We start from the raw sequence: 25852 nt of genomic DNA on the forward strand, positions 1-25852 counted from the left end.
AACGATCTCGCGACGTGACCCTTCGCGACCGATCTTGGTCGATGGCGTCTACCACGTTTACTACACCAAACGTCACACCATCGTTCCACCGATCGGCTGGAACCGAGCCGCCGAAGCCACCGATGAGATTCCGTCAACGGATTGGGACCTCGCCGAAATCTGGCACGCGACCAGCAAAGACGGATTCACGTGGGAGGAACAGGGTGCGGCCATCCAACGTCCTGCGAAACCGAACCCCGGTTGGCGTTCGGTCTGTACTCCCGACATCCTCGTTTGGAAAGGGAAGTACTACCTGTTCTACCAAGCGTTCGTCGAACCTAGCGGTCTGAAAGGTGATTGGTGTCCCGTTTCGGTGTCGTACTCGGACTCACCCGATGGCCCATGGACACACGGAGGCGATTCGGTGATCCCATTCGGCAAGAAAGGCGAGTGGGACCAAGACGCGACCCACGATCCGCAACCGATCGTGCGGAACGGAAAGATTTACCTCTACTACAAAGCCGCCTACAACAAATGGCCGGAACTGCGGAACAAGTACGCCGTCGCGCACGGATTGGCGATCGCCGACGATCCGCTCGGACCGTACACCAAACACCCGCTCAACCCGGTGCTGAATTCAGGACACGAGACAACATACTTCCCGTTCAAAAAAGGCGTCGCCGCGCTCGCTATCAAAGATGGCAACGAACGTGACACGATGCAGGTTTCCAAAGACGGCGTGAACTTTGAAATCGCCTCCTGCCTTTCGTTAACACCGTTCGCGGCGGCACCCTACACGCCCGATGCCTTCACCGACACGAAAGACGGACGCGGAGTCACGTGGGGGCTGAGCCACTTCATCAACGCCGGTCGTCCCGGCAAGGGATATTCGATCATCGCACGATTTGATTGCGATCTCAGCCTCGATGTGGAAAAGCCTTCTTTCAAATCGACGGGTATCTGGCACAAACCGGAAGTCTACTTCCAACAAGGCCTCCGCCCCGGCGATCACCCCGAAGGCAGATAACCGCCGATACGGCATCCGCGAAACGCGACCGCAGCGATGCCGCGTGTGAGGACCGGGGCCCTCCCCTCACAATCGGCAGAATCGTTCAAGTTCACACGACCGGCATGACGAGAACAGACGTGGCGTGATCGACGCGTTGCGCGCATTGATGATTGTCAGCCACCTCGCGGATACTGCCCGTGTGGCAGAAACGGATCGTGAACGAGATCGATTGCGGCCCGCTCGCAAACCAAACCTGAATGACGCAGGCGGTTGTTCGACCGGACAGGGGCCCATGCTTTTTACCGTAACCCATCGCAACCGACATCAACGCTCGCTCTCTCGCGGGCTGATGATCGCGGCATGGGCGGTAGCGATGCTGGCTCATGCGGGGACATCGGCGAACGGCCAAGACGTCCCCACGCCCCAAATCCACACCGACGATTCGTTCGCCAATCTGTTGCAAACGCTCCCGGCGAGCACTTCGGCAGAAGAGACATTTTTCGCGTCGCAGCTCAGTGAACTCGATTCCAATCTCACAACGTTGGACGATCCCGTTGTCGTGCCGGCGGACCAGCCATACACGTCTTTCCCTGCCGACGGCTTCTCGACAAACACGCCGAATCCATCGTTTGCGTCAGACGACTTCGATCAATCGATCGGCACCCAACAACAAAACAACTTCAGCGCGTTTCCCGACTTCGATACCGGGATCCTCGTCTTTGGTGATGACGTCGCCCTAAAGATCGGCGGTTTTGTCAAAGCAGATTTCATTTCCGATTTCGATCCGATCGACTCCGTTGACTCATTCGATACCGGAGAGATCCCCGTCGGAGTCGCCGACCATCGGAATTCACGATTTCACGCGAAGTCGTCTCGGCTGAGTTTTGACACCCGTTGGATGGTGCAAGATCAAGTCGTTCGTGCGTTCGTCGAGGCCGATTTCTTCGGCGGCGACGACGGAGGCAACGGAGCCTTCCGGCTGCGTCACGCTTACGGAACGATGGGCTATTTCACCGCTGGTCAGACATGGACCACGTTCACTCACCCGTCCGCGGTGCCTCAAACGCTCGACTTTGAAGGCGCGGTATCCAACGTCAACCGACGTCAAGGATTGGTTCGTCTCGACTTGCCGATCGGCGACAGTGGGCTTTCGTGGGCGATCGCGCTAGAAGATCCACGAATCGATATCGAGATCCCAACAGGGGTTACTGGCGAAGGACGAACGGAATCACCGGACCTGATCTCTCACTTGAAACTCGAACGCGATCTTGGCGACTTTCAAGCCGCGTTCGTGATTCGCGAATTGGGCTTCCAACGGACCGGCGATCCTGTCGTGACGGATACCGCATGGGGTTGCAACCTGACCGGTTCACTGGGGTGCACGGACGCGACGAGAGTCTATTCGCAGATCACCGTCGGTGAAGGAATCGGCAGCTATCGTGGATCGCCCGACGTTGTCGCAACGGGAGCAACCACCGCGGAAATCCTGCCCATGTTTGGATGGATGATCGGTGCCAAACACGCCTGGAACGACCAACTGACGTCCAACTTCACCTTCAGCGAATTGACGTTGGACAGGATCGCTGGCCAAGCTGGCGTGAACCTGCGAGAAACCACCTATCTCGCCGTCAACCTGATCCACAATCCCGTGGACCGCGTCTTCATTGGTATCGAATACCTATACGGCACGCGCGAAAACCAAAACGGCGAAAAAGCTGACGCGACCCGGATGCAAATGTCATTCGGCTTCTACCTGCCATAAACAACACCGCAGTCTGTCAACGCCCCAAAACAGGCCCCACGGTAGTGCACGAGGCAACGAGTCCTTCATGCGCAACCAGGAAGAGGATTCCTTGCGTCATCCACTACGGTTCGATCCAACAGTCCCGCCAAAATAAACTCGCGCCGCGCAAACCAAAATTCTAGCGAACCCAGCTACGAAGGCGAGAATCGTCGAGCCGACGCCCCAAGAACTCCCCCACCGACTCAGAACCGGATTTCAATCCGAACGGTTTCTCCCACTGGGAAATGCACCCGACGAGCGTGATCACCGAGCGACGATTCTTCGACTTTCGAGGAGGCCGTGATCGACTCGATCCCCGCACGATGAATCACGTCCAAAGACTGATCGACCTGACTGACAACGTCAACAACAACCGATCCCGAACCCGATTGCGGATCGAAATCCCACCGCAATGACTCGATCGTCGTTTGATTGCGACCTCGGATCCCCGACAAACTGCCGTGGTGGAACACCCGCGGCATAGCGGGAAGAACCTCAAGGGTATCAGGCTGCGTCGTGACGATCATTTCCGTCAGGAGCCCCTGCATGCAAAGGATCATGTCATAGTTGTAGACGTGATGTCCGTTGTTATGGCTCGTCGTCAACGAGTCGTAGAGGTAGCCGTTTTCGAGTAAGTATTTCAGGATCTTGTAGAACGATTCTCCTTCCTTCATCCGGATCCACGCGATTGACCTTTGCAACGCGTCGTGAGCCTCGCGGACTTTGTGGTCGCGCTTTTCGAGGGCACGTTTTACCGCCGGAACCAGATCGCGTGTTTGCGGATCATCCATGTTGATGTCGTTCGAAGGCCATACCGCATACATGTGGCTACTGTGCCGGTGCGAATAGTTTTCGCCGATCGTCGGCCACGCCCACTCCTTCAACGCCCCGTCGTCGTTGACCAAATACGGAGGCATGTCATCGAGCATCGCCTGCCACTTGCGAGACGCACCGTCTTCTTCAATGCCGAGGATCTCCCGGGTCTGCAACAACATGTTTAAACAATGCTTGGCCGCCGCGATATCCATCGTCGAATTGATCGCCGCTGACGTCCGTGGCTGGATTCCCTTCCACGCGTTCTCCGGTGAATTGGATGGCACAAAGACCAGCTTCCCGTTCGCGTCACGCCGGGTCAAAAAGTCTTCGTAGAAGACTGTCATCTCTTCCAAAAACGGATACACGCGGTAACGCAGAAAAGCTTCGTCGCCGGTGATCAGATAGTGCTCGAACATCGGATAAACCAACCACGGTCCGAGGCCGGTGGCGGTGAAGTGAGCGTGGTAGGGGCCACAGTGAATCGGAATCGCGACTTCGCCATCAATCCGCACAGGACCGACGATCCCGCGACATCCCCAAAAACGTTCCGCCGCGTGACGCCATTGAGGTTTTGTGCGTTCGAGAATCTGAAAATAGCCCTCCATGCACTCGGGAAGATCCACTACACCGCCACCGAGGACCGCGAGATTCACGTTCGCATCGCACGTATAATCACCGCTCCAGGCCGAGTCCCACTCGCCGGTGAACATCCCGCACAACCGGGGTGCGTACTGGGAACCCGATGACGCCATGAACAGATACCGGCTCGTGTAGAACAGTTTCTCCACCAGTGCCGCACTGATCCGATCGAGACTGTTTTCCTCCAACGTCAACAATTCGATCGTATCCATGTCTCGTTCGGCCGGGTCGCCCCCGAGATCAATATCGACACGATCAAACATCTCTTGCTGGATCGCAACATGAGGAGCGAGAAGTGCATCGTAAGCCGGTTCCACTTCCTCGAGCATTTGTTCCAACGTACCCGGTTCCCACCGCATGGATTCCTCGCGGTAGCGATCGAGCGTCGTCAGCAGCAACACACGAGGGGCATCCGCCACCACGAAATCGTTCTCATCAACGTGCGCCGACCCACCCTCGGGCAGAATCACTCGCGTGACACCTTCGTATCCCGCTTGCCGGCCTGCGACGGGGTGATACAACGCGGCGACTTTCAACATCTTCGAACCGTCGCCGCTCTCAGCGGAGAACTTCACCTTGACGTTCGACGGAGTCTTGGGAACCCGTTCGAGTGAAAATCGCCCGGACATTGCTGCTCCTTGGGGAGCGATGACCTCCGTCACCAAGACGTTCTCCGCTCGTGACGCGAAACTGCGCCGCGTCCATTCACCGGCGTTGTCCGTCCACCGGGTCACAACCTCACCGGTTTGATACCGCATCAATCGCTGGTATCCGCGAACGTCTCCATCGCCGTCCATCTGCGTGCGAATTTGATAACCGCTATGGAACTTCTGGGAGTTAACCATCCCGTAGTAATTCTGCCGCTTGACCTCGAGCCCTCGACGACGGAGCAACTCGTCATGGTATCCGCGATAGCCCATCCCGATCTCGCCGCTGAGCATCAAATCACGCATCGGAGCGACCTGATCGGACATGTCCGGGATCTCAAACGGCGCCCCGTTCGGCGTCAGGAACAGGTGGCTGTTCACAACCGCGATCTCGTCACGCGGTTCCCCGTAATGCAGCGTTCCCAACAAACCATTGCCTGTCACCATTCCATCCTGCCACTGCTCGGCAGGCTGCGAGCAAACGACTCGCTTGTTTGGATGCGGCGACAACGATTCATCTGCAGCGTTTGCAGAAAACGGCGACGAAACACTCAAGAAGAGGATATTAGCGACGGCAAAGTGAATAGACTTCGCCGCACGAACGGTGAGAATTAGCATTGGTGGGAGAGTTGTAGGCGGGGTGCGTTGTCTATACATCACGACCGAGTGGAGCCACGTGTGATCTACAGCGAAAGCATGCCCACCGTTCTACTTCGAACGCACCTCAGAAGCCAGTAGGGCGAGACCGCATTCACTCGCCGCACGGTCTTTGAATAGGTTGTCGCCCTTGAAATGGGTCGTCGCCGACCTTCGCGCCTAACCGGTAGGCTTCTGCGTTTCGTACTTTGTCCAACCGCCGTGTCGATGAGGCTCCGTCGACTGCTTCACATCGGCATACGATATTCGTTTTGCGTGCAAGACTTCTTTCGCGATCGTAGTCCATTGACTCACCATCGCCTGCACGCGTTCGGGATAGACATCGGCGAGGTTGTGATTCTCGCAGCGGTCTTCGGCGAGGTTGTAAAGTTCCCACGTCTTGCTTTGAAAACTGACCAATTTCCAATCGCCATCGCGAAGCCCACGGTCGGACTCGAACAGGAAATGGATCGGCGGTCGGTCGAAAGACTTCGCACCGTCGAAGACCGGCCGCAACGACACACCAGATACCGGGCGTAGTTGACGTCCGGCAAACGTGTCGGGAATCGAAGAATTGGATATGTCCGCCAGCGTAGGCAACACATCAACGAGGTGCGCCGGTTGATCGACGATGGCTCCCGCGGGTTGCCGAATTCCGGCAGGCCAATGAGCGATCGCGGGCGTCGAGATGCCTCCTTCGAATTGGTTTTGTTTGTAGTATCGAAACGGACTGTTTCGTGCCCACGCCCATCCGGTGGAGTCACCGAACATGGTTTCCGCGTTGGTCGGCTGAACATCCATCAAAACAGGCCGACGATCATAGGGACAGGCACCATTATCGGAGACAAACAGGATGAATGTGTTTTCTAGCTCTCCGCTTTCCTTCAGATTTTCCACGAGGCGTCCGATCTCTTGATCCACGCGATCGATCATCGCCGCGAGGGTTGTCATCCGGTTGGCTTCGTACTCGCGTTGCCACGACTTCAGATCGTTCCACGCGGGAACGTGATCGGGGCGCGGAGACGGTTCGAGTGATTCCGGCAGAACACCGAGTCGCTTCTGCTTGGCGATCCGTTCGTCACGAATCTGATCCCAACCTTGATCATACCGTCCTTTGTACTTCGCGTAGTCCTCTGGCAACGCATGCAGCGGTGCGTGGGGCGCGTTGAAGGCGACATACAAATACCACGGCTCTTGCGATTCACGCATTTCGTCGAGAAAACGCAGCCCGTAGTCGACGTTCGCCACCGTGGTGTAAAAGCCTTCGTCAGGCACTTTCCATGGTTCGCCATTGAACCGAAACGTGTTGTCGCCGGAAAAGTAGTTGCACGCTCCACTGAGATGGCCAAAGTACTTTTGAAAACCAAAGTCAGTCGGCTGGTCTTTGAGGTGCCATTTGCCAGTCATCGCGGTCGAGTAACCCGATTCAGCGAGAACTTCAGCGGAGGTCACCGCGTGCGTTAACGCCGTGTCACCAGCGGCGATGCAGTACTGCCCGGTGAGCAGGCTCACACGAGACGAATGGCACTTCGCCGTGTTGTAGAACTGCGAAAACCGAAGTCCACCCGACGCGAGTGAGTCGAGGTTCGGCGTATCAATCTCGCCGCCAAAACACCCGACATCGGAAAACCCGAGATCGTCGACCATCATGATCAAAACGTTCGGCCGTTCGGCACCGTCCGGCTGATCCGCGCCGGCGATCGATGTCACGAACGCCCCCAGCAAGATCACAGCAACGAACGATAGGACTCTTACGCGGATCATATTGAAACTCTTTCGAGGGAACAAAACATTCAACGACATGCGAAAGTGCAGCCGTCACTTCTCACCGACACGGCTCGATTCAACGACAGACTCGTGAGCCTATTCGAGCACAATTCCCCGGTCGATGTCGGACGCGCGTAATTCGAAAACTCAGCGAGGCTTCCTGCCGACGCCGGACAGGTGGACTATTCTCTCGACCGTCACTGAGTCTTGGATTGTGAACGTCGTATTCCAAATTCACTTTCTGCGCACAATCGCGCACCTGGCCTTCATCGCACTCGCGATTGCGTTAGCAATCGGCTTCGTGGTCGTGATCGGACAACGGTATCTGATTCTTCATGCCGCCCTTTCGGTCATGGGAGCTTACATCGATTGGTCCTCAGGTTGGCACGCGTACTGGGCACCGATGTCAGCTCAATTCTCCCGTAGTGGATCTTGTTAAAGATCCTCATGCAGCAGGATCTCTAATAAGATCCACTACCGCCTCTTCGCAAACCAACCTGCGTCGGAACAATAGGGCGTATCGAAAGATGACATGTCCGACTCGCGGTAACAAAACTCAGTACTCCGAAGTCTGGCCGCATCTTTCTTTGACGCGTCTAGCCACCATGCCTCATCGAACGCGGAAAAATGAAAGCGAATCCATGATGCACTCGTCGTTCGCGCCGTGTAGAATCGCCGGGGGGGGCAACACTCCGTTCACGCGAGAAACGCGATAGCCTCGTTTGACTTTTTTAAGTCGACACCTTTCCGATAGCGCAATCGTCGATTATCGCCGTGTTCGGACAGGTCATTCCATCGTTTTCTCGCATGTCGTTTTCTCGCATGCGAGTGAGAAGGATTCCGAATGGGGCTGAAGCTGAAATGTCCGGGTTGCCAGTCGACGTTGCAGGTCGCGGATTCCGCGCGCGGGAAACAGGTCAAATGCAGCAGTTGCCAAACGGTCCTGAGGGTCCCGGCAGGAACGCCAAACCCGCAAACCGCCAAGGTCCCAACTCGGAAAGCCCCCACGCCCAACGCAGCCGGATCGGCAGCGAGTTCGCTCCAGTTGCGATGCCCGAGTTGCCAAACACCGCTCAAGGTGCCGAGTTCTTTCGCCGGGAAAGTCGTCCGGTGCAGCAAATGTCAAACGCAACTCAAAGTCCCTGGTGGTGGCGTGCCCGCAGCAAGTTCACCGCCCGCGGCCCCGGCCGGATACACACCGCCGAGCCAACCGAGCGATGACCCGTTCGCGAATCTTCCCACGCCTGGTGCACCATCAGGAGGCGGTTTCGGCGGCGGCCTGGGACCTTCGGTACCACAACGGACGTTGCGTTCGCCCAATCCGGTCAACCCATACTCGACACCGTCACCCTCGGCACCGCGCACGTATCAGGGAGGCAATCCATCGAGAGCAGGCCGCCTCCGCAGCGGCCGTTCGGCTGTTCTCTACAACATCCCGGCGATCATCATGATGTGCTGGGCCGCACTGGTGATCGGCGTCGGGATCTTTCAAATCGGGTTGGTCATTTTTCTGCTTGCCTCCGGCCAGGTCAATTTTCAACAAGTCGATACGGCGCAGTTGTTCGGCCGTTTGGCGGGACAGTTCTTGGCCGTCGCATTGCAAGGCGCCGTCCTTGCCGGCGGCATCGCAATGGTCCGCCGATCCAATCTCGGCTCCGCGAAAACCGCAGCGGTAATCACGACGATACCGTGTTTTGGATGCCTCGTGTTTCCCATCGGCATCTGGGCATGCGTGCTGTTGTTTAGCAACGAAGCCGAACAGGATTTCGCGTAAAAACACCGCTCCCGTTCGCTTCGGACACGTTCCTCTCGCCACCCCTCACACAACCGGTGAGTTGGTTCTGCGGAAACATGCATCGCGACCAAACGGCGGCAATCAGAGACGTGAGCCATCAACCAGTCTTTCCCGCGATGCATCCTCACGGCGGAAATCACGCGACACCTTTCCGGAAAGCCTATGATGAACGCATCGCCTGATCCAACAACCTCGCACTCCGGGAATCGAAATGGTAGCGGAACAGTCATCAAACCAGCCCAACGTGATTGCCGCGACGTGCACCGGATCGGTTCCCCAATGCTCGACGCGTGGTACGGGTGCCGAAGCCAACAGAACCCAAACACGCAAAAGCGTTCTGGGTCGTGCCGGCGATTTGGACATGACTCCCATGGTCGATGTCACCTTCCTGCTGTTGATCTTCTTCATGGTGACGGCTTCATTCAGCATGCAGAAATCAATCGCGTTCCCGCGTCAGGAATCGAACAACGCTAGCACGCGACCGATCGAAAACGTGCCACCCGAGATGCAAACAATCGAAGTTCAGATCGATCGTCACGGAGGCTTCTTGGTGTTGAGCACGGACTGGCAACGGGAGGCTCTCGGCAAACAGAATCTGCTGGCGACGCTAAAGGAAGCCGCGCAGCCCGATCCGCAATCGATTCAGCTCGTCGCCAACGTGCACGAGTCAGCTAAACTCCAGTACCTCGTTGACTGTCTCGACGCCGCATCGATCGCGGAGATCGGTGAAACCAAAGTTGTTCTGGACGAGTCGGCTCAGTAGCAGCGGAACAAGCATAGAGAATGCCTAACTGCAATCACGATTGCATGTCACCGGCGTGCTTCACGACACGCTCTCTGTGCGAATCCGCGCGTGCAACGGACGCCACGTTCTGTACGATCGACCCTTGAAATGGGATAGCCAACGGCGTTGCTGTTCGATCCATGTAGCTGGATTCGCGGGAAATCCTTGTCGCCGAAGTCTGCCTACATTGGCGGCATCCTTCTTGAGCGCGTTCCAAGGGAACGGATCTTGCATTCTCCGGCGCGAGTTCTCGTCCAGCTTGCCGCGTGTCGTCAGCGGACAGCCACATTTCTCGTTTGCGAAAATGCACCATGTCAACTTCACGCCTCCTGTCTGCTGCGTCGACTCTATTGCTCGGACTCGGCATCTTCTTTGGCACACCAACGTTTTCGAACACATCAGCGTTTGCGGATTATCCACAAGACGCGTCAATCGTTCACTTTGGCAAGATGCACGAAGCGATCGGGATGCATCAAGATCACGGGCGTGTTTCGCTCAGCGAATTGACAGCGCAGAAAAATTTCTACGCCGTCGCGGCTCTCGCGGGACTTCACGGTGAAGTGACCATCGACAATGGCAAGATTGTCATTACAGGAGTCGACGACAATGGCCAAATCAAATCATTGCCTGTAAAAGGCGACGAGCAAGCAACGATGCTGGTCGGAGCTTATGTCGCGAACTGGTCCGAACAGAAAGTCTCCGACCGCGTCCAACCTGCCGACTTCGACGCGTTCATCGCCGAGACCGCGAAGTCAGCGGGAATCGACACGGACAATCCATTTGTCTTTCGGATCACGGGTGTTTTCACAGACGTGCGGATGCATGTCATCCACGGGCATGCCCGATTCACGCCCGCATGACGCAACAAGAATTACCCGCCGACGAAAAGGCATACGAAAGCACGCTGGCAAAGGTCAGCGGCAGCGTCATCGGAGTGTATGCCAAAGACGCGGTCGGCAGTTTGACTCATCCTGCCACGTCCACTCACCTGCATATCGTCTACCAAGACAAGAAATCAGGCGATACGGTCACCGCGCACGTCGAGCAAATCGGTCTCGCACCGCAAGCCACGGTGATGTTTCCGCAATAACGACCTCGCGGCACGATCTGCGTGCAAACACGCACTGAATTCCTCACGCAGTCACCGCCAACCGATTCACGGCGGGTCGTACCCGCCGGGGTTCCATGGGTGACAGCGAAGGATACGCTTGACGGCCCGCCACGTTCCCCGGATCGGGCCGTACTTCTGCATCGCTTCGATCGCGTACGCACTGCAGGTCGGCGTGAAACGGCAATTGGGCCCAAGCAACGGACTGATGAAAAGCTGATAGCCGCGAATAAACCCGACCAGGACAAAAACGATTCCTGTGCGGATCCACCGCATCGGCGATCCTTTGGTCGGTTTGTTATCATCGTGCCTTTCGTCACTTTCCATTGTCCAATCGTCCCATGAATCGAACTGAAATTGAAGCCGAAACGCCCGAAATTGCTGACAAGTCTGACAAACGCGAAACCGTGGTTGGCATCGAGACAGATGTGTCGTTGGTCGACGATACCGCGTTCATCGCCCCCGGCGCTGTCGTCGTCGGTGAAGTGAAGATCGCAGCCAATGTCAGCATTTGGTACGGAGCAGTGATGCGTGGCGACGCCGAGCGAATTGAGATCGGCCCGCGAACCAACGTTCAGGACCAGTGTGTCCTGCACGGCGACCCGGGGATGCCGTGTGTGCTTGGCGCCGATGTGACGTTGGGCCATTCCGCGGTCGTCCACGGCGCGACCGTGGAGGACGACGCACTCATCGGAATCGGCGCGATCGTACTCAACGGCGCCCGGATCGGCAAAGGAGCCATCGTAGCCGCCGGCGCCCTGGTCACCGAAGGAACCGAAATCCCCGCAGGAATGCTCGCCGTCGGCAGTCCAGCCAAACCGATCAAACCGGTATCCGAAGCCCTCGCGAAACGATGCCGCGACAACTGCCAACATTACGTTGAGTTGGGAGCAAAGTACAAAGCAAAGTACGACGCAACGGGAGGGAATAACGGCTAACGCCAATCGGCTGATCCGTTCACGCACACGCCCTCAACCCACCCTGGCTCCCCTCGCCCCGCTTCGAGGTCGTGCAGTTTTTAAGTGCTGTGCCAGTAACGCCTCGCAAAACCCCGCCCGCACGGGACGTCGAATTCATTACTGACGTTCTTCGAGGCGTCCTTGGCCCAGGACCTGAACCGTAGTGAACGAGCCGACGAGTCCTTCCCCACGCAAGGGACTCGTCGCCTCGTCCACTACCAAATGCTGCTCTTAATCAAGCGGCACTCCCAGCGGCAGGGGTCGAAAAGCGAGCGTTCAGTGAGATGTCCGGGGGAGGGCAATCCGCGCCACTTCCCATGCTCGGCCCCTCCCTCGCGTACGCCTGAACGGCGTCGCTCGACCTCCCGCAAAACTTCGTTGCGGGAGAGGTTCTCAAATGCTGAAACCCGCTAAAACGCCGCCTCAACAAACTGCACGAACTCCTTCGGGGAGAGGGGCTGGGGATAAGGGGCTTCACCGCAAAACGGGGACACACATTTTTCAACACCCCCTTTTCAACTCTCTCGCGGAAACGCGGCTGGGTGGCCGTACCAGGCTGGGTGATATCCGGCGCGAACTGCTAGCAAGATCGCTTTGCCGTGTTGGTGTTCGGGGCCGTGGGTATAATCCCATTCGAGACGTTCTTCGTAGCGAAGGATCCGCAAGTTTGCTTTGGGATCGATCGCCATCGCGGCCAATTGGTTCGGACGGAAATAGTTCACGACCGCTCCCGCCGTTTCACTGACCGGTGCCGAACTCGTGTTGCCCGGCGGCACGCCACTGCCGGGATCTTCGGTCGTATGAACATGAACGTAGAGCACACCGTTGCTCGTCAGGCTGTCACACATCCGCTGCCAGACCGATTCGGCGTCCGCGGCCGGGATGTGGTCGAGGACCGTGGTCGCGATCACCGCATCGTAATGTGCAGCCGGGAATTCAATCTTGCGAACATCGGCGAGCCGAGTCGTGACCCGTTCTGCGATACCACGCTGCCGAGCCCTCTCCGCGATCCGCGACAACCCACGTTCACTCAGATCAACGGACTCAACATCAAACCCGGCCCCAGCGAGAGCGAGCGTGTCGCGGCCGGCGCCGGCTCCCAAATCGATCGCACGCAAATTCCCCTTCGCGGTATTTTCAGCGGGCATGATCTGCGAAAGATACGCAGCCAAGGACGCCGACGGGTCGAGCCCGTATGCGATATCATCGCGGTTGTAGGCGTCGTAGAAAAAGTCGTCGCGTGGGGATTCGGTGTGGGGGGAGGAACTCACGTCGATAGACTCGAATATGGAATGAAATTGCGATCGTCGAAACGCTCGACCACGAAAAACATCTGACTTTGTAGGAATCTTGGCAAGATACACGATCGGCGAACGAATGACAGACAACGATCACGAATCCGAAGATCATTGCGTTGATGAACACCGCGCCGAATCCTCTCATGCAAACGATGGCATGATTTCATGAACGAACCTTTCGTCTCACCCGCCCCCCCGCATCGCGACAAACCGCCGCGAACGTTTCGATCGAAGATCGGCAAGCTGGCACGATTCGGATTTGCCGGTTTTTGTGTGCTGAGCACGTTTGCGTTTCTCACATCGGGCATGAGCACCCCTGACGCGAGCACCCCTGACGCCAGCAACCCTGACGCGAAACCTCAACGCAGCGGCAACGGCGCAGACGACACGAGTGATTTTCCTAACGCGGCAAGTGTGTCATTTTCGCGTGGCCCGCACGCTGAGGAAAGATTGGCCGTGCAGCAAACGATTCACGAGTTGTGGGAATCGCGAATCGCCGAAGACCAACTCGAGACCGCCCCGCCCGCGGATTGGTTGACGGTCTGCCGAAGATTGTCGCTCGCGTTGGTGGGCACCGGATTGTCGCTCGAAGAAATCCGCAAACTCGAATCCCACCCGGAACAGGAACGCGTCGAACGTCACCGGGAATCGTTGCTGTCCGATCCGCGGTTTCATGATTACTGGGCGGAGCGATTCACTCGGTTCTACGTTGGCGCCGATGAGGGACCGTTCTTGGTTTATCGCCGCCGCCGGTTTCGGACTTGGTTGTCGGATCAGTTCGCGGCGCAAATTCGGTACGACGATTTAGTGCGTCGTCTGATCACCGCCAAAGGACTTTGGACTGACCGCCCCGAGGTGAATTTTTACACCGTCACGTTCGACAGCGGAAACGGCCAACCCGATCCGATCCGCATGGCCGCGAGAACTTGCCGGGCGTTTCTCGGCATCCGGATCGACTGTTTGCAGTGCCACGATGACTTCCTGGGAAACGTCTCCATGGGCGATCCCTTGTGGATGGGCGGCGACGATGATTTCCGCGAAGGAACCCAGCAAGATTTCCACGCGTTGGCGGCGTTCTTCACCGCGGCCAAAAACGAAGGCTTGCAAGGCCTGAAAAATCGGACGCCTAACTATCACTATCAATACCTCGACGCTGACGAAGAGGTTGAAGTACAACCGAACGTTCCCTACCGGCGTGACCTGCTCGACGCGAGCGAAACGTCCACCGACCTAAACCCCACCCCCGAAACAGACTCACCGGCCCGTGACGAGGACACCGAGGAAACATTGGTGTCCCTCAATGCGAGCGAACAGACAACACCCGCCGAACCAAACCAAACAGACGAACGGAACGCGACGGAAGAACGGCACCCAACGGATGGGCCACCTCCGCCGGATCAGTGGAACCAACGTCGACGCCTCGCACGTTGGATCACTCATCCCGAAAACGTCCAATTCGCGCGAGCGTTCGTGGTCCGCGCGTGGACGCTGATGTTCGGCAGTCCGCCCGGCAATGCGGTTGACGATTTGCCACTCAACGAGGATCCCAATCCGATCGTGATGACGTTGTCGAAGGCGTTTATCGATTCGGGCTATGACATCCGCAACCTGATTCGCATGATGTCGGACATGCCAGCGTTTCGCGTCGACAGCCAATCGGGCGAAGGCGACGGGGCGTTTGAGGTGACCGAACGTCACGAACGTGCGATGGCAGTTTTTCCGATCGTGCGTTTGCGTGCCGAACAGGTCGCCGGTGCCGCAATCCAATCGAGCCGCGTCAAAACACTCGACCGCGAAACGTCATTCTTGCTGCGTTTTCAACAGTACCAGGAAGAACAAGACTTTCTCAAACGGTACGGTGACATGGGGGAAGACGAGTTCACACGAGACACCGCGACAATCACCCAGCGTCTCGTGATGCTCAACGGCAAATTGACCAGCGACGTGTCGAAGTGGAACCCGATTCTAAACACGACTTCCCACGTCGGTATGTTTGCCGCCGATCATGCAAAGGTGGTCGAGTCGCTCTATCTGGCGACGTTGAACCGCTACCCGACACCGCGCGAGAGCGAACATTTTGTCGGTCGCATCGAGGAAGGAAACGGACGCAAGAACGCGATCGTTGACATCGTTTGGGTGCTGCTCAACAGCAGCGAGTTCGCCTGGAATCACTAAACCCGATTGAGAGCCATCAACATGCAATTCTCGTCAACCTCGGTATGCAACCCGATCGAACATTGGAGTCGACGCCGGATCCTCGGCGCGGGCGGCGGCTTCTTCTTGTCCAGCCTCGCACGTCGATTGACGATTGCCGCCGAACAGTCGGCCGATTCGAAGAAGCCTCCGATGAGCGTGATCATGCTGTGGCTCGAGGGCGGACCGAGCCAACTCGAAACGTTTGATCCACATCCAGGTGTTCGCGCTGGGGGCGATACATCAGCAATTGCGACGAGTCTGAAGGGTTTGCAGATCGCCGACACCCTTCCCCAAACAGCCGAACAGATGCATCTGGCGACACTCATCCGGAGCGTCGTCGGGAAAGAGGGCGACCATGAACGCGCCGTCTACAACATCAAGACCGGCTACCGACCAGACCCCACATTGATCCACCCTTCGATCGGCGCAGTGCTGTGCGATGCCGATGACGCCGGATCCGACATTCCGCGGCACATCTCGATCTTGCCCGGCGGATCGCCCGCCCGAGGTGGTTTTCTCGGTGCGAAATGGGACGCGTTCAAAACCGGGGATCCGCGTTCGAAGGTCCCCGACGTGACACCTCGTGTGGAGGATGAACGTTATCAACGTCGGCTCGCGGATTTGTCGGAGATACTCGAACCCCAATTCATGCGTCGTCGTTTGATCGACATGCAATCCAACCGAACTTTGCACATGGCCAGCACCGAGGCGGCTCGGCGAATGATGTCGAGCGATCAGTTGTCGGCTTTTGAGGTAACGAACGAAACGGCCGAGACATTGGAAGCATTCGGCGATGACGCGTTCGGTCGTGGATGTTTGGCGGCGGCGAGACTGATCGAAGTCGGCGTGCGATGCGTCGAAGTGACACTCGGCGGTTGGGACAGCCACGTGAACAATCACTCGTTGCAAACTTCTGCCGCGAGTCGTCTGGATCCGGCGCTTGCATCGCTACTCAAACGTCTCGAGCAGCGAGGACTGTTGGATTCGACATTGGTCGTCTGCGGAGGCGAGTTCGGCCGGACACCACGAATCAACACCGCCGCCGGACGAGATCACTGGCCGCACGGGTTCAGCATGCTGCTCGCCGGAGGCAGCCTCCGCCGCGGCTATGTCCACGGAGCAACATCCAAATCAGACGAAGTCAAAGACGCGGAAAACCACGTCGCCGATCCCGTTCAAATTGCCGACATCCACGCCACACTCCAAACCGCCCTCGGCCTCGACCCAACCCACGAATACCAAACCCCGATCGGCAGACCAATGGCGCGGGCGGAGGGAAGAGTGTTGGTGGAGTGTTTGCAGGGGTGAGAGGCCGCCGCAGAAACAGGGTCAGCAATGTTTTCCACTCCCACCCGAAGCCAAACCAACCAACGAACCTGATGCCCCAATCAGCCGAAGCGGGTTTTCCCCCGTTACCGCTCACCATAACCGAGAACCGCGGCTAACGTCGACCGGCTGATGGATTCGCAGACAAACTCACACTCCACACTGGCGCCCCTCGCCCCGATTGAGGTCGTGCAGTTATTAAGTGCTGTGCCAGTAGCGCCTTGAGAACCCCGCCCGCGCGGGACATCGATTTTATTACTGACGTTCTTCGAGGCGTCCTTGGCCCAGGATCTGAACCCTAGTGGACGAGGCGACGAGTCCTTCCCCACGCAAGGGACTCGTTGCCTCGTCCACTACCAAATGCTGCCCTTAATCAACCGACACCCTCAGCGGGAGAGGGCAATCCGCGCCACTTCCCATGCTCGGCCCCCTCATCGCCAGCCCTTCTCCACGGCGAAGCCGGGAGAAAAGGGGGCCAGGGTAACAACGATATGCCGCAATCGGCTTCGGAGCCTATTCAATCATCTCATCAACGATCGCTTCGATTCGCTGCCGGACGCCGCGTAGATTCTGGGTTACTTCAAAGCCGTTGATCTCTTGCGAACTCAATCCGTTCGGAGTGTCGAGCGGAATGACGATCTTCTCAATTGCGACGATTCACAGGAAGACAACATTGGCCGTATCAAGCTGTCACTCTCTTCCCCCACACCGTGTTCACGACATCAATCGAGTCCGATCCAGGTGCGTTTGCAGGAACGCTTTTAGCTTATTGCTTTGAACGTGTTCGAGTTCGGTGAGGCGAAGGGTGAGCGTGACGTGTTCGGCGTTGTTGACGTTAACCGTGCCGCTGTTGTTTTGCGTTTCGAGCCAATCGATCGACAACAATTGCTCGAGGTCGATCGCGTTCTTGGGACCGTTGAGTTTGAGATGGACACCGTCGGTGCGTTTGGTCTCAAGTTCCGCCCACAGAGGCAACGATTCATTTTCGTCGCCCGATTCCAGCTTGACGCCGACGCGGTCCGGTGCGGGATAGTCGAACGACTGCTCGCCGGCGACCTTGGCGAGCAAATCCAACGCGGTGTCGACCAACTCGATCGGCCATGCCGGAAGTCCGTTTTCCGGAAACCCCTTTGCGAGCGTGTGCCAACGGCGACCGAGCGCCTTCCACGGCTGGGTGATCAACGGCGTGGACGGTTCGGTTTGCGTTGCTAGCGGCCCTGATGCGAGCGGCCCCGATCCAAGCGGTGCTGACTTCAGCGGCCCTGACTTTAGCGGATCGGGTGCCGGCGGCTCCTTGACGACCGATTCGGATGCGACCGGCCGATCCCCGTTGACGGACACCGAACTGCTTGGTTCCTCGGTCGGCGATTCCATATTTCGCGGCGGTGGAGCCGGTTCGGGATGGGTTCCCGGCGGCAGCGGTTTGGCGATACGTGTTCCGCGGATCGCGTCAGCAATGAACGGTGCGGTGACCGATACTGGACGATCCGTTGGCGGTGACGTTGCGGTATCGGCGAGCGCTTCGGGGGTCCCTTCAAAGACCACGTTGCCGCCGTGAACGCCGGCTCCCGGTCCGATGTCGATCACCCAATCGGCACATTTAATGACGTCGAGGTTGTGTTCGATCACGATGACCGTGTTACCGATCTCGACGAGTTGCTGCATCACGTGGAGCAGTTTTTCAATGTCGCCGAAATGCAGACCGGTTGTCGGCTCATCGAGCAAGTACAGCGTATGACCGGTGGCGGGCCGAGCCAGCTCCGCAGCAAGTTTGACCCGCTGGGCTTCGCCTCCCGAAAGCGTCGGCGCGGATTGGCCGAGCGTGACATACTCGAGCCCCACGTCACAAAGTGTTTGAATCACGCGGTGGATGCGAGGTTGATAAGCGAACAACTCAGCCGCTTCGCCACATGGCATCTCGAGCACGTCCGCGATGCTGCGTCCGTGCAGTTTGACCTCGAGCACATCGTCGTTGTATCGCCGAGCGTTGCACTCTTCGCAGGGGATCCAAACATCCGGCAAGAAATGCATTTCGATCTTGCGTTGTCCGCTGCCTTCGCACGTTTCGCAGCGGCCGCCGGAAACGTTGAAACTGAACGTGCGGGGAGTGAACCGTCGCTCGCGGGCGGCGGGCAATCCGGCGAACTCCGCACGGATCAGGTCGAACACCCCGGTGTAGGTCGCCGGGTTGCTGCTCGGTGAATTGCCCAACGGTGATTGATCGACTCGAATAATTTTATTGATGTACCTCAGCCCACCTATCTCGTCGTGACGTCCGGCTTGCACGCGGGCCCGATGCAGTCGTCGAGCCAAAACCGGATAAACGATTCCGTTGATCAGCGAACTCTTGCCGCTGCCGCTCGGTCCAGTCACGGCCGTCATCACGCCGAGCGGGATATCGATATCAACATTGTTGAGATTGTTTTCCCGGGCACCGCGAACGGTCAGGAAGTCCACCATCGGCCTACCCGCGTCGGAATACACCGGGCGTCGAACGGTGGGCATCTCAATTTGCTTCTCGCCCGACAGATAGGGCGCCGTCACGGAAGTCGGCTGCGCCTCGATCGCCCGCGGAGTCCCTTCGGCAACGATGTTTCCGCCATGACGACCGGCGCGAGGTCCAAAGTCGCACAGGTAATCGCTGCCCGCGATCACGTCATGATCGTGTTCGACGACGAGCAGTGTGTTGCCTTGATCGCGAAGTCGATGCAGCGCCGAGAGCAAACGCAAATTGTCACGTGGGTGCAGCCCGATCGTTGGTTCGTCGAGCACGTACAGGACGCCGCATAGACCGCTGCCGAGTTGTGCCGCGAGCCGAATACGCTGCGCTTCACCCCCCGACAACGTCGAGGCTCCCCGGTGCAACGTCAGGTAATCCAGACCAACGTCACGCAAGAAACTAACACGCGATTCGATCTCGCGGACCAATTCACCCGCGATCTTTCGCTCACGTTTGTCGAGATCCCACGAGTCGACTTCACCGGCGAGTCGGTCGAGCGGCATGTGCACGAGGTCGCCGATCGTGTGATCGCGGAACTTCACCGCCGCCGCATCGTCGCGGAGCCGCGAACCATTGCAAACACTGCAGTCGATCTCGGCAACGAACGTTTCCAACTTCGCACGCAGTCCCGGAGTCAACCGCGACGCCTCTTCAAGGGCCGGGTAGAACCCTTTGAATTGGTACCGAAAAAGGATATCGCTCGGATGGCCGCTGGCGGAACCACCGGCGGCATCGTCTGAGTTCGTCGTGTCGCTGCGTCGGACCTCGACCCAACGTGGGCCGAGCCCGTGGAACAACATCCGCTTCTGCGACAACGTCAGAAGTTCGATCGGTTGATCGATCGGAATTCCCGTCGAACGTGACAACGCACGCAGCATCCACTGACTGACCGCTTGGTCGTTCTTCGGCCATAGCAACGCCCCGCCGTCGGCCAACGTTTGCTGTGGCGTTCCCATCAACGCGGCCGGGTTCGTCCCCGTTTGCGTTCCCAAGCCTTGGCAGCCCGGGCACCATCCGACCGTCGAATTGAACGAGAAGTGATGCGGAGTCAGTTGATTAAACGATCGACCGCAGCATCCGCAAACAAGGTGTTGGCTGTGCCGGACCGTTTCCCAATCCGGTTCCTCACGTTCCGAGTCCGCGATCGCGATTTCAATCACTCCAACGCCGAGCGACAACGCCTGCTCGACCGAGTCACTGATCCGGGAGGCTTCGTCCTTGCTGACTTTGATTCGGTCGACCACCACCGCAACGCTTTGCACACGCCGGGAATCGAGCGGTTTGGCTTCGTCGAGATCCACCGTTTCGCCGTCGATGCGAACGCGTGCATAACCGCTGGCTTTCAACGTCGCCCACGTATCCATCGAGGCCCCTCCCCCGCAGCGACCTCGATCGGAGCGAGCACCAAGGCCCGTGTTCCCTCAGGCATCTGCAGAATCTTCTCGATGATCTGATCCGACGTCTGCGTTCCGATTGGAATCTCGCAATCGGGGCAATGCATCGTGCCAAGTTTCGCGAACAAGATTCGCAGGTAGTCGTAGACCTCCGTCACCGTGCCCACAGTACTGCGAGGCGAGTGGCCGAGGTTTTTCTGTTCGAGGGCAACGGCGGGCGACAAACCTTCGATCCGCTCCGCTTTCGGCTTCTGAACTTGGCCGATGAATTGGCGTGCGTAGCTCGAGAGCGACTCAACGTATCGACGTTGACCTTCGGCGTAGATCGTGTCCATCGCCAGCGAACTCTTACCGCTGCCGCTCGGGCCACAGAAGACCGTCATCGCGTCACGAGGAACCGACACATCGACGTGCCGCAGGTTGTGTTCGCTCGCCCCTTCCACGACCACGTGCGTGCGAGCTTTCACCGGAGGAGCGACCACGTCACGGATCGCCCGGGCAACACGTTTCGGCTTCGCACGTTTGACACCGAGAGCCGACGCCAGAGCCTCTCCGGTGTAACTATTGGTAACCTTCGCAACGTCGCGTGGTCGTCCTTCGGCAACGACCTCGCCACCGCCGATCCCGCCTTCGACGCCCATGTCGATGACCCAATCGGCGGTCTTAATGACGTCGAGGTTGTGTTCGACGATCACGATCGAATTGCCACGATCGGCCAAGCGGTTGATCACGCCCAGTAACAATTCGATATCGGCGAAGTGCAAACCGGTCGTCGGTTCGTCGAGCACGTACAGCGTGTTGCCGGTATCGCGGCGGCTCAGTTCCTTGGCGAGTTTGATCCGTTGGGCTTCGCCGCCTGAGAGTGTCGGCGAAGGCTGGCCGAGTTTCAGATATTCCAAACCGACATCGACCAGCGTTTGCAGCTTCTCGGCGATCTTTGGAATGTTCGCGAACAATTCCAACGCTTCGGAAATATCCATGTCCAAAACGTCGGCGATCGACTTGCCTTTGAATTTCACCGCCAACGTTTCGCGGTTGTACCGTTCGCCACCGCACACCGGACAGGTCACCCAAATATCCGCGAGAAAATCCATCTCGAGTTTATTGGCGCCGTTTCCGTCGCACGCGCTGCACCGTCCACCTTCGACGTTAAAACTAAACCGGCCTACCGAGTACCCACGCGTCTTCGCGTCAGGCAGTTTCGCGAACAGGCTGCGAATCTCGTCGAACACTTTGACGTACGTTGCCGGATTACTTCGCGGGGTCCGCCCGATCGGCGATTGATCGATCGCGATCGTTTTATCGAGATGCTCGATGCCTTCGATCGCGTCGTGTTCCCCTGGTTCCGATTCGGCACCGTTGAGGTCGCGACGCAGGGCAGGTTCGAGTATCCCGCCGATCAACGAACTCTTGCCACTGCCCGACACTCCGGTCACGCAGACGACGACGCCGAGAGGGATGGTCGCGTCGACGTTTTTGAGGTTGTGGAACTTCGCACCACGGATGGTGAGCGTTTTCTCAGGATCAATTTCGCGAAGCTTCTCCGCCGGCGAAATCGCACGCCGCCCCGACAAGAACGCCCCCGTGACGCTGTCCTGCGATTGGCAGACTTCATCGATCGAGCCTGCCGCAACGACGTGTCCGCCCTTCACACCAGGTCCGGGCCCGAAGTCGACAATCATGTCGGACGCCCGCATGGTGTCTTCGTCATGTTCAACCACGATCAACGTGTTGCCCGCGTCACGAAGCCGCGTCAACGTTTGAATCAATCGGTCGTTGTCTCGGGCGTGCAATCCGATCGACGGTTCGTCGAGAATGTAAAGCACACCGGCAAGCCCCGAACCGATCTGCCCGGCCAAGCGAATCCGTTGTGACTCACCACCGGAAAGCGTCGGAGCGGTCCGACCGAGCGTCAGATAGTCGAGCCCGACACCGAGCAAGAATCCGATGCGTCCACGGATTTCCTTCAGAGCTCCCGAAGCGATGCGGGCGTCGGTGGCGGACAATTCGATTTCGCGAAAGAACTCGGCGAGTTGCTCGATCGACAGTTCACATAGCTCGGGCAACGTCTTCGCAACATCGCTGCTCTGGTCCGCTTCGTTTTTTGAGGCGACTGCGGTGTCTGGGTCCGCTCCGGTGCTCCCATTGGTTAACGGATCGGTCGACGGCGAGAACGATCGGCTCGTGATGCGAACGGCCGACGCTTGAGGATTGAGTCGCTTGCCGTGACAGTCCGGACAATCGATCGTCCGCATGTGTTTCTCGAACTGCCGCAACTGCATTTTGTTGCGTCCGGTCCGGTATCGCTCGAGCAATTCGGGGACCAGGCCCTCGAACTCTTGCACGTATTTCTTCGCCTTCTTGCCCGTAACGAGCGAAAGGTCGATCGTTTCGTCCGCCCCCCACAACCAGATGTGGCGAGCCTTCTCGGGCAGGTCCGACCAACTGCCCGACAGCATCGCGCCGTCTTCGAGATCCAGCGCTGCCTCAATCGCATCGGCGAATCCCATGTAGATCTGCCGGCGGTATCGTCCGATGTCACCCCACTTGCCGAGCAACGTCACCGCACCCCCACGGATCGACTTCGATTCATCCGGAATCAGCAGTTCCGGCACGAACGTGTACAGCCGTCCGATCCCGTCGCACGACATGCACATGCCTTGCGGGCTGTTGAAACTGAACAACTGCGGCGTCGGCGCCCGAAAGCTCGTCCCACATTGGGGACAGGAATAACGTGACGAGAACAGGTGATCGTTCTTCGCCGGCCCGATCTCGTCCGAGTCCGTCTCGGTCACGGCGGCGATCAAGGTCGAGTCGCCGAGTTTCAATGCGAGGTCAACGGCTTCGCTCGCGCGGGCTCGGTCGAGCGACGCGTCCATCACTCGCGGCACCACAATCCGATCCACAACCACCTCGACGTCGTGCCGGACGGACCGGTCGAGCACCGGCGGATGAGACAACCGGATCGTCTCGCCGTCGACGCGGGCTCGGTTGAACCCTTGTTTGCGGAGGTCTTCGAAAAGGTCGCGGAACTCGCCCTTTTGCCCGCGCACCAACGGGGCGAGCACCCACAGGGACGCGTCATCGGCCTCGGTATCGAAGCTCGCGTCTTCGACGATCCCCAGCATCCGGCTCAAAATCGCGTCGGCCGTTTGAGCTTGGATCGGCGTTTGGCAGTTCGGGCAGTATCCCGTTCCGACGCGGGCAAAAAGCACCCGCAGGAAATCATGAATTTCCGTGATCGTCCCCACGGTACTGCGTGGGTTGTTGCCAGTCGACTTTTGGCTGATCGAGATCGACGGGCTCAGTCCCGTGACCAAGTCGACGTCGGGTTTGGGCATTTGCCCCATGAACTGCCGAGCCGAATTCGACAGGCTCTCGACGTACCGCCGCTGGCCTTCGGCGTACAGCGTGTCAAACGCGAGCGAACTCTTGCCGCTGCCCGAAACGCCGGAAAAACAAATCAGCTGCCCGCGAGGCAGGGACAAGTCAATGTCGCGAAGGTTGTGTTCGCGGGCACCTCTGACGCTGATTTCGCGCGAGTTCGCGTCGATCACGCGGGGCGATGAGTCGACTCCAACTGGCGAATCACCATCGTGTGAATCACCGTCGGTCGACATAGCACAATCCGTTAGGGCTCGGTCTGTCAAAGCAGGTTGTTAAGCGAGTAAGGGCGTCCCGTCGAAAACAGGGAACATGTCGTCAAAACTGGGATCGTATCGTCGGCAAGCCTAGCAGCGACCGGCCAACACCACAGCGTCATAGTGCCACATCATCACCGAGGCATCGGGCGACACGACGTGAGTGCCACCGGTTGCCGCGTCGAAACACGCAACCGGTTCAGTTCAGTTCTTCCGGCAACGAATCGCTGTCGCGGAGGTGTCGTTGCAAGTAGTTGGCACGTTCGACGTGCCGGTCGCTCGTCGTCAGCATGCGGCCTTGCAGTTTTTGCAAGTGTGCCGGTTGAGTGTGGATGAACAGTTTATTGATGGTGGCAACCTCGACGTCGCCGATCAGGCCGAGGTTCACGCCCATGCGGACCTTCGACAGATAGTGCATCGTCTCTTCGCTGCTGATCTTTCTCGCCGTGCTGAGGATACCGAGCGCACGGCTGACGTCGTCGAGCAAATCCTGCTCGCCTTTTTCCATCAGGAAGTCACGTGCTTTGCGTTCGTAATCGATGATCCGAGGAACCACTTCTTCGCCGACCATCGTCAGCAATTCCCGTTCGGTGTGACCGAGCGTGACTTGGTTGCTGACCTGATAAAAATCACCGGTGTACTGCGAGCCTTCGCCGTAGAGACCCCGCACGGTCACGTTGATCCGCTGCATGCTGCGGAAGACTTTTTCGATCTGTTGGGTGATCACCAATCCGGGCAAGTGCAACATCACGCTGACGCGGAGCCCCGTGCCGACGTTTGTCGGGCAGGCCGTCAGGTAACCGAACCGAGGGTGGAACGCGTACAGCAATTCGCCTTCGATCGCGTCGTCAAGTTTATCGATCTGGTCCCACGCGCTGATCAAATCCAGCCCACTGTGCATGACCTGGATCCGCAGGTGATCTTCCTCGTTGATCATCACCGAATACTGCTCGCACGGATCGATCGCGACGGCACGACTGCCTTCGGATTCCGCGATCTCTCGGCTGATCAGTTGACGTTCGACGAGGAACTGCCGGTCGACTTCCGAGAGTGAATCGATGTCGACGTATTGGATGTCGTCCCACCCCGACAAGGCTTCGAGCCGCGTTCGGACTTGGCGTTCAATTTTTCGCCGGTCGTCTTCGCTGCATTTTTTGATGAACGGAAACCCAGCGAGGTTGCGTGCCAACCGAATCCGGCTGCTGATAACGATGTCCGACTCCGGGCCGGTGCCCTTGAGCCACTCGCCGCTGTTCTTGACTAAGACCGACAGGTCAGAGGCTTGCCTCATTGTCCGCCTCCTTCCGACGTCGGCGAATCACTGGCGGGTTTATCCGGATTGTCGCTCGCCGAAGGATCGCCGGAGCCACTCGCGTCTTTTTCGCCGCTTTCGTCGGCAGGCGGGACGTATCCGGGGTGTTTCGGATCTCCTTGGATCTCGTTGATTTTGTCGCGAATTTGTGACGCGGTCTCGTAATCCTCGCTCTGTACGGCAGCCTCCATGGCTTTCCGCAGCCCGATCAATTCGGCTTGCGCGTCCACATTGGCGGCCGCACGGGAGGGGCGTTTTCCGGT

17 protein-coding genes are annotated in these 25852 nt (G+C 58.2%); 9 read left to right on the forward strand and 8 right to left on the reverse strand.

Translation table 11 applies throughout. From position 1 onward, the window contains the following. Together RSSM_RS16710 and RSSM_RS16715 are read left to right on the forward strand one after the other, a co-directional pair. Nucleotides 1-1006 (forward strand): glycoside hydrolase family 117 protein (locus tag RSSM_RS16710; protein ID WP_044302810.1); only part of this gene is annotated, 1006 nt, incomplete at its 5' end. A gap of 274 nt (nt 1007-1280) precedes the next feature. Continuing rightward, complete coding sequence (locus RSSM_RS16715; protein ID WP_236621198.1) at nt 1281-2750, forward strand: DcaP family trimeric outer membrane transporter; 1470 nt, start codon at nt 1281-1283, stop codon at nt 2748-2750. A gap of 224 nt (nt 2751-2974) precedes the next feature. Here RSSM_RS16715 and RSSM_RS16720 read toward each other — a convergent pair whose 3' ends face one another. Beyond that, nucleotides 2975-5491 (reverse strand): glycosyl hydrolase family 95 catalytic domain-containing protein, encoded by a 2517-nt coding sequence (locus tag RSSM_RS16720; protein ID WP_008681231.1) that lies wholly within the window; start codon nt 5489-5491, stop codon nt 2975-2977. A gap of 198 nt (nt 5492-5689) precedes the next feature. Then, nucleotides 5690-7273, reverse strand: a complete 1584-nt coding sequence (locus RSSM_RS16725) for an arylsulfatase (protein WP_236621199.1) — start codon at nt 7271-7273, stop codon at nt 5690-5692. An 847-nt stretch (nt 7274-8120) separates the two neighbouring features. Here RSSM_RS16725 and RSSM_RS16735 point away from each other — a divergent pair. From RSSM_RS16735 to RSSM_RS16750, 4 genes are all read left to right on the forward strand, one after another. Next, nucleotides 8121-9050, forward strand: a complete 930-nt coding sequence (locus RSSM_RS16735; RefSeq protein WP_008681240.1) for a 30S ribosomal protein S27ae — start codon at nt 8121-8123, stop codon at nt 9048-9050. 382 nt (nt 9051-9432) lie between these two features. Continuing rightward, the gene (locus RSSM_RS16740) at nt 9433-9834 is read left to right on the forward strand and encodes an ExbD/TolR family protein (protein ID WP_236621200.1); all 402 of its coding nucleotides are present in this window, start codon (nt 9433-9435) and stop codon (nt 9832-9834) included. A gap of 332 nt (nt 9835-10166) precedes the next feature. Continuing rightward, nucleotides 10167-10715, forward strand: coding sequence for a hypothetical protein (locus RSSM_RS16745; RefSeq protein WP_044302812.1), 549 nt, complete (start codon nt 10167-10169; stop codon nt 10713-10715). Beyond that, entirely contained in the window at nt 10712-10945 is a 234-nt protein-coding gene (locus tag RSSM_RS16750; RefSeq protein ID WP_008681250.1) for a hypothetical protein, read from the forward strand. Before RSSM_RS16745 ends, RSSM_RS16750 begins: the two co-directional genes overlap by 4 nt. A 66-nt stretch (nt 10946-11011) precedes the next feature. Here the strand turns inward: RSSM_RS16750 and yidD are convergent, their stop codons facing one another. Beyond that, nucleotides 11012-11290: a membrane protein insertion efficiency factor YidD gene (gene yidD, locus RSSM_RS16755; protein WP_008681252.1), complete on the reverse strand. Its 279-nt coding sequence runs from the start codon at nt 11288-11290 to the stop codon at nt 11012-11014. A 14-nt stretch (nt 11291-11304) separates the two neighbouring features. On the opposite strand from yidD, the gene RSSM_RS16760 reads away from it, so the two are divergent. Then, nucleotides 11305-11901 (forward strand): gamma carbonic anhydrase family protein, encoded by a 597-nt coding sequence (locus RSSM_RS16760; RefSeq protein ID WP_008681253.1) that lies wholly within the window; start codon nt 11305-11307, stop codon nt 11899-11901. Nucleotides 11902-12437: 536 nt separating this feature from the next. Here RSSM_RS16760 and RSSM_RS16765 read toward each other — a convergent pair. Continuing rightward, nucleotides 12438-13193 (reverse strand): class I SAM-dependent methyltransferase, encoded by a 756-nt coding sequence (locus RSSM_RS16765; RefSeq protein ID WP_008681255.1) that lies wholly within the window; start codon nt 13191-13193, stop codon nt 12438-12440. Between the two features lie 192 nt (nt 13194-13385). Between RSSM_RS16765 and RSSM_RS16770 the strand changes: the two genes are divergently transcribed. After that, nucleotides 13386-15395, forward strand: coding sequence for a DUF1549 domain-containing protein (locus RSSM_RS16770; RefSeq protein ID WP_008681257.1), 2010 nt, complete (start codon nt 13386-13388; stop codon nt 15393-15395). A 21-nt stretch (nt 15396-15416) separates the two neighbouring features. After that, entirely contained in the window at nt 15417-16724 is a 1308-nt protein-coding gene (locus RSSM_RS16775) for a DUF1501 domain-containing protein (protein ID WP_008681259.1), read from the forward strand. Nucleotides 16725-17456: 732 nt separating this feature from the next. Here the strand turns inward: RSSM_RS16775 and uvrA (RSSM_RS35585) are convergent. The 4 genes from uvrA (RSSM_RS35585) to RSSM_RS16790 all read right to left on the reverse strand — a co-directional run. Beyond that, complete coding sequence (gene uvrA / locus RSSM_RS35585) at nt 17457-20606, reverse strand: excinuclease ABC subunit UvrA (protein ID WP_008681261.1); 3150 nt, start codon at nt 20604-20606, stop codon at nt 17457-17459. After that, entirely contained in the window at nt 20585-24256 is a 3672-nt protein-coding gene (gene uvrA / locus RSSM_RS35590) for an excinuclease ABC subunit UvrA (protein ID WP_008681263.1), read from the reverse strand. The genes uvrA (RSSM_RS35585) and uvrA (RSSM_RS35590) overlap by 22 nt, the downstream gene beginning before the upstream one ends. Nucleotides 24257-24476: 220 nt before the next feature. Next, the gene (locus RSSM_RS16785) at nt 24477-25568 is read right to left on the reverse strand and encodes a protein arginine kinase (RefSeq protein ID WP_008681265.1); all 1092 of its coding nucleotides are present in this window, start codon (nt 25566-25568) and stop codon (nt 24477-24479) included. After that, nucleotides 25565-25852 (reverse strand): UvrB/UvrC motif-containing protein (locus RSSM_RS16790; protein WP_044302817.1); only part of this gene is annotated, 288 nt, incomplete at its 5' end. The genes RSSM_RS16790 and RSSM_RS16785, both read right to left, overlap by 4 nt.

The organism is Aporhodopirellula sallentina SM41 (assembly GCF_000346505.1).
Classification (GTDB): Bacteria; Planctomycetota; Planctomycetia; order Pirellulales; family Pirellulaceae; genus Rhodopirellula; species Rhodopirellula sallentina.